Here is a 9,766-nt window from a genome sequence, read left to right on the forward strand (position 1 = left end):
AGGCGATCGCCTTTTTTAACCATCTTCTCTTGTCATCTATTTACCCCATACCGCTCCAACACAAAATCCCACAAACAATGAGCCATCTCTAATTTACTACAAGACGGAATATCTAACTGCCGACCTGACCCATCCAGAAAAATTCCCTGATTTGTATTACTACCAAAACCCGCACCTTCGCGATCGATAGGGTTAGCAACAATAGCATCTAAATTTTTAACTCGCAATTTCTCCAAAGCAGGCGCAACAATATCTCCAGTCTGTGCCGTAAAACCAATTAAATATTGGTGAGACTGCTTTAATTTTCCCAACTCTGCCACAATATCCGGTACTGGTGTCAAAGGTAATAAATTTGGTAGCGATCGCTTGGGCAATTTCTCACTACTATATTCAGCTTAAAACTTTTTTACTCATAATATTCGGCTATTTGACAATCTTTTCAGGATTTGAAAATTTGTAGCTCTAAGTTTATGAGCCCAAAGTGGCACTAAATTTCGGTTTTGCTGAACCAAGGGATGAATTTTTGTACTTCCTCTTTTTCTATAACTCCTCCCACACTCCCCACACCCTCCACACCCACAAATTCATCCCGCACTCTATGCAACGCCTAAATTTCATTACCTCTCGCTTCTTCAACTTGAACGGTATCAGGTGTTAAATGTCGCCATCTAAACCTTTGAGAAAATTGATGTGATTTCCCTTCCACAATATCCGCTGCAATTTCTCCTAATAAAGGTGCCATTTTAAACCCATGCCCACTGCCACCACTACTCACAGAAAGACCTTTAATTTCTGGATGGTTATCTATCCAGAAGTGTCCGTCAAGAGTATCAGTATATAAACATCTACGAGTATACACCAAAGGTGCATCTACCAATTTGGGGAAAGTTATCTTCAGAAAAGACCGCATCTTCTCTACCTCATTATCCTTAATTCGGCGATCGCTATTTTCGGGATGAAGAGGTACACCACTAGAATGTTTAGCTATCTTGACAACACCATATTTAGACAAAAAAGGAAAACCATACCAACCAGAATTAGAAATATCGGCTGCAAAAACACTCAAATATGGCGACGAAAAGTATTTAGGGTTTTGAGGTTTTAACCAAAAAACAGGATGACCAGTGGTTTTCATGTAAGGTTGTAATTCTGGCAAAAGATAGGGAGTATTCGCACCTGCTGCTACCAGCGCATGACCACATTGAAAAGTATTTCCCTCTCTAGTTTTGACTCCTTGTAGCTTCCCATTTTCCACAATCAAACTTTCTGCGGTTTGCCCTTGGTAAATTTCAACACCTAAAGAACAAGCATACTCAGTTAGTTTTTCTACTACCAGTGAAGATTCTACATAACCTGCTTTCGGATTAAAATTAGCATCTATGTAAACCGAGGTATTCACAACTGGAAAACGTTCTTTGATACTTTCAGCATTCATTCTGTCTGGAGAATAACCACTTTCTATGAGATTTTGATAACTTGATTTTTCAAAGTTGTGGCGATCACTTTCTATTTTATCTTTACACAGCATTAAAAAACCTACTTCGTGATATAATTCTTCCCCAAAAAAATCATTCCATTCTTTCCAGCGGTCAATACATATTTCTGCCATGCGGAAATATTCTTTATCAGTACCATATTCCATGCGGACAACTTTAGTAATATCAGTAGAAGCTGCTAGATGATGGGGAATGGTATCTGGGTTAATAACTGCCACTTTATATTTTCTTTTGGCTAATTCTACAACAGCAGTAATACCAAAGATGCCGCTACCTACAATTAAAAAATCATATTTTGTATTGGTATTTTTCATTAGACATCTCCAGAAAAGAGGGAACAGGGAACAGGGAACAGGGAACAGGGAAGAATAATTGATGATTTATGGATAAGAATTGATTTGATTTTTTTATTTTTGGAGATGTCTATTAGTTTATATTTTTGTAGACTTTTTCCAAGTCATACTTACCCAGAGTTTTGTGAGACTTAAAATATAATTGTCTGCCATAATATATTCCCATGTTAGTGAGCTTGTGAGACTGTTCACATAAGAATTTTAAGATAGTAATTAATTCGGGATTTTTACCTACTAAAACTTGCGGACAAGAGTACATTGGAAACGGGCGGTGCGAAAACTTATTATTAATCATAGTAACAGAGGACAACTAAAGTTGTCTAGTCCAAACAATTCCCTTGTTTTCATGTCCCGGTTCAAACACGGGGAGCTTCAACGTTGCTTTTCGGTAAAATAAAATACTTCGGATTTTAATCCGACTCCTCACCTTTGATCCATCGCTTAAAATGACGATGGCTTTCATGCTCCCGTGTTATTTAGGTAATTTTGTATCCGCTCAGTAAATTGAAATTGGGGGTAAATAACAGCTTGACAAGAACTATGATTATTTAGAGAAAATGTAACCGCTCAATAATCCGGGGTAAATCGGTAAATGGCAAGCCTCAAATGTCGTAAAATCATTCCTAAACTGGTAGTCCGCCCCCATTTATTGAGCGGATACGAGAACATCATAGATTTATGTAGATAATCATAGGTTTCTAAGAATGGATACCAAAAGACGTAGTGCCATAGACAATTTTTTTAAAATATTTTAATTATTCTCGACTTCCAAAATATGAGTTTGTGTACTATATTAACTTGGACTGGTTCAATAAAAACTATCCAAACAGCTTAAATTCAAGCAAAAAAAATCTATGGTGAATCTCTCTTTAGAAACAATCAGGGCAAAATTTAGGAGAATATTAATATATGGTATTGGAGTTAAACTTCTTGGATATTATGAAAAGTTAATTCCTAAATATTCCTTGATTGGTGATACAGCATTTTTTGACTCTAAACAATTTGACTGGACGACTGAGATAGAAGCAAATTGGGTATTGATTCGGAAAGAATTAGATGAACTTCTCAAATACAGAGATAGTTTACCAAATTTCCAAGACATTTCTCCAGACCAAGCTGATTATACTAGCCCTGATGATTTGTGGAAAACATTTTTTATGTATGGGTATGGTATTAAATCAGAAAAAAATTGTCAAAGATGCCCAGAAACAACCCGTTTAATTGAAAAAATTCCGGGGATGAAAACAGCATTCTTTTCAATTTTATTACCTGGTAAGCATATTCCTGAACATCGAGGTCCTTACAAAGGAGTTGTTCGTTATTTATTGGCATTAAAAGTACCTGAACCAAAAGAAAAATGCCGCATTCGGGTGGGTGATGAAACCCGTCATTGGGAAGAAGGAAAAAGTATGATGTTTGATGATTCTTTTCCCCATGAAGCTTGGAATGAAACTGATGGTGTCCGTGTAGTTTTATTTTTAGACATAATGAGACCAATGCGTTTTCCACTTTCAGTTTTTAATGAATTATTTATGAAGCTAATCGCAATTTCTCCCTATATTCAAGATGCAAATATTAATCAGAAAAATTGGGCAGACCGTTTAGAAAAATTGTTTGCACAGGAACGTGAAAAAGAAAAAGTTTCAAGATAATTATGAAGCTTTTTTCAAAAATGCAGCGGGCAAAAATGGAGACAAAAATTATCGCCAATTATCCTTGATATCTACTTGGTAAAAATTTATTGGTTAGACTATAAAACAGTCATAAATTCATTGAAATTATTTCTCAGTAATTCTGATACTGCCAAATAAAAACCAGAAAAAAACTTGAGAATCAACTATCCTTATTGCATTTTTTTTTGAGGGAGATACACTTACCATAATAGCTATAATTCTCCCTCTATAATAATTATTGATTGATGCTCTCAGCTAAATTATAAACTTGATAGTATTTTTTTAATTCAGAGGTTAAGTAAAGCGATCGCTATTTTTTTTGCTAGAGGTAAACTTTAAATTTTTAGCTTTTTTATATTAATAATATTTACTCTCATTTTTGTTCTAGATATAAAGTGTTTTGTATCTAAAATAACAAAAAATTAATTAGAAATTATTCATATATTTTAGGTAACTTATACTTAAGTTTTTTTAAGAAAAAACAAAACTCAAAAAATATATTTGGAGAGAGTAGTGGGTTACGATTTTGACGCAATAATTATTGGCAGTGGTGCAGGAGGAGGAACAATTGCCCATACTCTAGCAAAAGCAGGTAAACGAGTTCTTCTAGTGGAACGTGGCCCCAGGTTTAGTGACGTTGAAGCCTTTCAAGATGAGCAACGAATGCTGATTAATAAAGAAGCTTTTGACGATCGCCAAATTCAAGTCAATGGACGTAGCGCCCAACTTCATATTGCAGGAATATTAGGTGGTGGTACATCCCTATATGGAGGGGTACTAATGCGTCCAAGTCCCTACGATTTCCATCCCGGTAAATTTTATCACCAATGGCTACCCAGTCATCTATGGGATTGGCCGATCGCCTATGATGATATGGCTCCTTATTTCGACCAGGCAGAAATTTTATTCGATGTCGCCGGGGATAAGCCACACAAAATGTTGAATATTGGTACGCCAAGTAATGGTTATCCGGCCACTGTTCCACCACTCGAACCAATTAACCAACTATTAGAAAAAGGTATAAAAGCTGCGGGACTAACTCCATTTCATCTTGCCTTCGGTATAAACTTCGATACTTGTCTACGTTGTTCTAAATGTCCTGGTTTCTACTGCCCCAATGAATCTCGTGCTTCTACAGTAATGCGTGCTATTGATAAGGCAGCTGATAATTATAACCTCAAAGTTCAAACTTTGACAGAGGCAGAACATTTAGTTACTAATACCAGCCAAAAAGTTACTGCTATTCGCCTTCGTTGTCGCAAAACTGACATAGTTGAGGAACTCACAGCCAAAATTTATATTCTGTCTGCTGGAGCATTGGGTAGTCCAGTTATTCTGATGAAGTCTGGTTTAACAGGGCGTAGTGGACAATTAGGGCGGAATTATATGTATCATTGTGGTGCTTTAGTAGCGGGATTATTCAAACAATCTACTGGTGGGGCGGATAAATTTATTAAACAATTAGGGTTTACAGACCTCTATCTTGGTTCCAAAGAATTTCCGCATAAACTAGGGTTAGCTCAAACTGTACCTATTCCCGGACTTCTTTCTCTACAAGAAAATTTTCCTGTGCCAATACCTCAACCCATCGCCGAATTTTTGTTGAAGCGGATGTTGGTCATAACTGGTATTGTGGAAGACTTACCCCAAGAAGAAAATCGGATAGAAGTTGGTCAGGATGGGAAAATTCGTCTGTTCCACAAATTTCATTCCTATGATGTTTTCCGTTCTCGATATTACATGACTAGGTTAAAACGGGTATTTCGGTCGGCAGGAGCAGTATTATGCTTTGGGGCGATGGGACATAAAGATGATATTCATACATCCCACCAGGTAGGTACAACTCGCTTTGGTAAAGATCCAAATACATCTGTGCTTGACCAAGACTGTCGTTTACATGGCCATGAAAATGTTTTTGTTGTGGATGGTGGTTTTATGCCAAATGCTTTGGGTGTTAGTCCAGCTCTGACTATTGCAGCTAATGCTCTTAGGGTAGGAGATATTATGTTGCAAAAAGCCATAATTTGAATTTTGAATTTTGAATTTTGAGTTCAGAATTTAGTGCAATCAAGCAGATAATTGGAATTTAGAATTGCTTTGTTGCACAAATATTCTTAAGTGCTTCGCCACCTGACCACTTCATCTACACCAATAGTGTAGGAGCGTTGGATGCAACGTCCCTACATGGTTGTCATTTTCCTGAGAATTCTACTCCCTTAAGTTAATCTTAAAGTTTTTTTGTAGTTAATAATTTTCACGTATAAGTTATATAAGTTAAGTTTATACAAAAGTAACTAAGGAAAATAATTCTATGGTACTCATAAATGGTGGCAGTGGTGCTGACATTCTTAATGGCGGTAGCGGTGACGATACTCTCATTGGTTATGATGGTGACGACACTCTCAATGGTAGTTTGGGTGATGATATTCTAGATGGTGGCAACGATAACGACACTCTCATTGGTTATTTGGGTGATGATACTCTAGATGGTGGTAACGGTAATGACAGTCTAGATGGCGGTAGCGATGACGACACTCTAGATGGCGGTGATGGTGATGATACTCTATATGGTAGTTTTGGTGACGACATTCTCAATGGTGGCAATAATAACGATATTCTCTATGGTTATTATGGTGATGATACTCTAGATGGTGGTAACGGTAATGACAGTCTCAATGGTGGTAGCGATAACGACAGTCTCAATGGTGGCTACGGTGATGACACTCTTTATGGTAGCATTGGTTATGATACCCTAGATGGTGGCGACGGTGATGATAATATCGCTGGTTATCTGGATGATGACATTCTCAATGGTGGCAACGGTAACGATACCCTAGATGGTGGTGGCGACAACGATATTCTCAATGGCGGTGACGGTAATGACAGTCTTTATGGTAGCGTTGGTGATGATAGTCTAGATGGTGGCGACGGTGATGACAATATCGCTGGTTATCTGGATGACGACATTCTCAATGGTGGCAACGGTAACGATACCCTAGATGGTGGTGGCGACAACGATATTCTCAATGGCGGTGACGGTAATGACAGTCTTTATGGTAGCGTTGGTGATGATAGTCTAGATGGTGGCGACGGTGATGACAATATCGCTGGTTATCTGGATGACGACATTCTCAATGGTGGCAACGGTAACGATACCCTAGATGGTGGTGGCGATAACGACACTCTCAATGGTGGTAACGGTAATGACAGTCTCTATGGCGGTGACGGTAATGACAGTCTCTATGGTAGCGTTGGTGATGATAGTCTAGATGGTGGCGACGGTGATGACAATATCGCTGGTTATCTGGATGACGACATTCTCAATGGTGGCAACGGTAACGATACCCTAGATGGTGGTGGCGACAACGATATTCTCAATGGCGGTGACGGTAATGACAGTCTTTATGGTAGCGTTGGTGATGATAGTCTAGATGGTGGCGACGGTGATGACAATATCGCTGGTTATCTGGATGACGACATTCTCAATGGTGGCAACGGTAACGATACCCTAGATGGTGGTGGCGATAATGATATTCTCAATGGCGGTGACGGTAACGACAGTCTTTATGGTAGCGTTGGTGATGATAGTCTAGATGGCGGCGACGGTGATGACACTCTCATTGGTTATTTGGGTGATGATAGTCTAGATGGTGGAGTTGGAAACGACATACTCATAGGAGGAGGCGATCTTGACCACTTCATCTTTAACGCTAATGAAGGTATAGACGAAATTACTGACTTCTCTCCTACCCAGGGAGATATTATAGTCTTAGACCTAACAACTTTTACTGCTATCAACAGTTCACCGGGAACAGCTTTCAGCATTGCGAGTGAATTTGCTATAGTTACTAGCAATTCGGACGCAGCAACTGCTGATGCAGTTATTGTTTACAATGAGAACAATGGTAATTTGTTCTATAATCCTGATGGTAACGTATCTGGTTTCGGCAGTGGCGGTCAATTTGCAACTTTGGTAAATACTGCGTCCTTAGAAGCAGAAGATTTTTTGCTCGGGTAATAGGCAAATTGTAAGGTGTATTGCAATGCACCTGATCAGGACTTACGCAAATTAACTTTAAAAACGCTATATGTAGGGGCGAATGCCATTCGCCCTCACTTGATTTGATTTAGTGTCTGTGCGTAAGTCCTGTTATATTAGTTTTTATTAATTAGGGCTTGCTGAATAAAGCTAAAAGTCAGGATAGCTAAGACTTAAGATTATACAAAGCTGAGATCGGCCGCAACAAATGCTCCGTTTGTAAACTCAGCAATTAAGTCATTATTAGAACTTAAGAAGATTGCGGTGTTATCGGAGTTGAAGAAATAGTCTCCCGAAGTACCAGTTAATTCAATGGTATCTCGACCCGTTTGGAACTCTTGGATATCTGCAAAGTCGCTACTACCATCGAAGGAGTAGAATACATTGCTTCCATCACCTAGAACAATAGTATCTCGACCATTATTTCCGTTGATGATATCAATCTCACCTGCCCCGGGGTTAGCACTGTTTAGATCGACCCCTGTTAAACGGTCTCGACCTCGACCACCGAAAATGCGGTCATTTCCAGCACCACCAACAAGAGTATCCCTTCCGCGTTCACCACGGAGTTCGTTGTCTTCAGCATCACCGACTAAATCATCACCTTGGGAGGTTCCGGTAATATCGACAAAGTTAACAACATTAAAGTTAAGATTGCCCAGTCCAGGAAGATTTTCAACAGTAAAGGTTTCCTCCGCCAAGTTAGCCACAAAAGAAGTTTGACCGCTAATTCCAGTGGAACCATCAATAGCGTTATCTCGTCCTTCCGCCCCAATAATAGTTTCGATTTCTAGAATATTGTCTGTACCTGCACTACCTTTGTTGATGACACCTCCGCGTTCAAGGGTGACAGCTTGACCTAAATCGCTGTAATCAACGGTATCGTCACCACCTTGACCATCAAATGTATCATCTCCCTGGCTGCCTCCGAAAACGTTATTACTATCATTTCCAACTATATCATCATCGTTGGAGGTTCCAGTCGCATTCACAAAGTTGATAATCTCAAAGGTTTGATTACCCAATCCCGGAATATTCTCAACGGTAAAAGTTTCCTGAGATAAGTCAATATCAAAAGAAGTGACTCCACTGGTTCCCGTCGAACCGTCAATGGCGTTTTCTTCTCCAGTTGCACCAATAATAGTTTCGAGATTGAGAATTTGGTCAGTTCCTGCCGATCCTTTATTAATTATACCTGCGCGTTCAAGGGTAATCGCTTGACCTAAATTGCTATAATCTGCGGTATCATCACCACTTCCACCATCAAGGGTATCATTTCCTTCGCTTCCACCGAAGAGGTTATCACTACTGTTTCCGACGATGGTATCGGTGTTGGAGGTGCCAATGACATTAACAAAGTTTTCAACTGTGAAATTAACATTTCCTAAACCGGGAATACCTGTAACAGTCAGACTTTCTGCCGACAAATCAATATCAAAGGCAGATGTTGCACCACCGGAAACAGTACCATCAATAACGTTATCTTCGCCTGTAGCACCAACAATGACCTCAATATTCTCAATTTGGTCAGTTCCGGCATTGCCTTTGTCAACCACGCCAACAGCTTGCAGGGTAATGACTTCTCCTAAATCTGCGTAGTTAGCGGTGTCAATGCCATTTTGACCATTCATAGTATCGTTTCCACGACTACCAATCAGGTCATCATTTCCATTACCACCTCGGAGTAAATCTCGTCCGCCCCCTCCATTAAGCTGATCATTGCCGTTTCCACCTCGTAGGGTATCACTTCCTCCGTTCCCAGCTAAGGTGTCATTGCCACTATTTCCTTTAATCAGATCATCACCTGCTCGGCCTCTGATGTTGTCATTTCCACCTCTACCTGAAATTTCATCACCAACAGCAGTTCCCCTAAGGGTTTCACCAATATTTGTACCGATAATAGTTGCCATAATTAAATTGATCGAAATCTAACTCTACTCATCATCTAAAGAATATAATAAGTAATAAATAAAAAGTGCTTTGCTTAAAAAAATCAGCCGTATCGCCTAGTTATATCATGTCCGCTTGAATACTTACACTTTAGTGGAAGGAAGGCAGAGGGCAGAAGGGAAGAAAAGATTAGAAGGGATAAAGTTTTTATCACTAATTATCCGGACATAATATTAAATTGCATTTTGATTCATAGTCATCAAGATAATACAGCAGTTATAGCGCTGTGCGCAGGCAACAGGCAACAGGCAACAG

At 39.2% G+C, this 9,766-nt stretch carries 5 protein-coding genes and 1 pseudogene; 3 read left to right on the forward strand and 3 right to left on the reverse strand.

Going from position 1 to position 9,766, the window contains the following annotated elements; all coding sequences use genetic code 11:
* Positions 1-32: 32 nt before the first annotated feature.
* Together AC3DU7_RS15815 and AC3DU7_RS15820 are read right to left on the reverse strand one after the other, a co-directional pair.
* Positions 33-395: pseudogene (locus AC3DU7_RS15815) on the reverse strand (phosphopantothenoylcysteine decarboxylase domain-containing protein); the annotation flags it as partial.
* Between the two features lie 212 nt (positions 396-607).
* The gene (locus AC3DU7_RS15820; RefSeq protein WP_488040288.1) at positions 608-1,810 is read right to left on the reverse strand and encodes an NAD(P)/FAD-dependent oxidoreductase; all 1,203 of its coding nucleotides are present in this window, start codon (positions 1,808-1,810) and stop codon (positions 608-610) included.
* 893 nt (positions 1,811-2,703) lie between these two features.
* Between AC3DU7_RS15820 and AC3DU7_RS15825 the strand changes: the two genes are divergently transcribed.
* The 3 genes from AC3DU7_RS15825 to AC3DU7_RS15835 all read left to right on the forward strand — a co-directional run bounded on the left by AC3DU7_RS15825 (position 2,704) and on the right by AC3DU7_RS15835 (position 7,540).
* Complete coding sequence (locus AC3DU7_RS15825) at positions 2,704-3,501, forward strand: aspartyl/asparaginyl beta-hydroxylase domain-containing protein (protein WP_488040289.1); 798 nt, start codon at positions 2,704-2,706, stop codon at positions 3,499-3,501.
* Between the two features lie 534 nt (positions 3,502-4,035).
* A complete protein-coding gene (locus AC3DU7_RS15830; protein ID WP_488040290.1) occupies positions 4,036-5,550 on the forward strand; it encodes a GMC family oxidoreductase N-terminal domain-containing protein in 1,515 nt (504 codons plus the stop codon).
* A 283-nt stretch (positions 5,551-5,833) separates the two neighbouring features.
* Positions 5,834-7,540, forward strand: a complete 1,707-nt coding sequence (locus tag AC3DU7_RS15835; RefSeq protein ID WP_488040291.1) for a calcium-binding protein — start codon at positions 5,834-5,836, stop codon at positions 7,538-7,540.
* Between the two features lie 200 nt (positions 7,541-7,740).
* On the opposite strand, the gene AC3DU7_RS15840 is transcribed toward AC3DU7_RS15835, so the two are convergent.
* Entirely contained in the window at positions 7,741-9,471 is a 1,731-nt protein-coding gene (locus AC3DU7_RS15840; protein ID WP_488040292.1) for a calcium-binding protein, read from the reverse strand.
* Positions 9,472-9,766 lie beyond the last annotated feature (295 nt).

It is taken from the genome of Okeania sp., assembly GCF_983059655.1.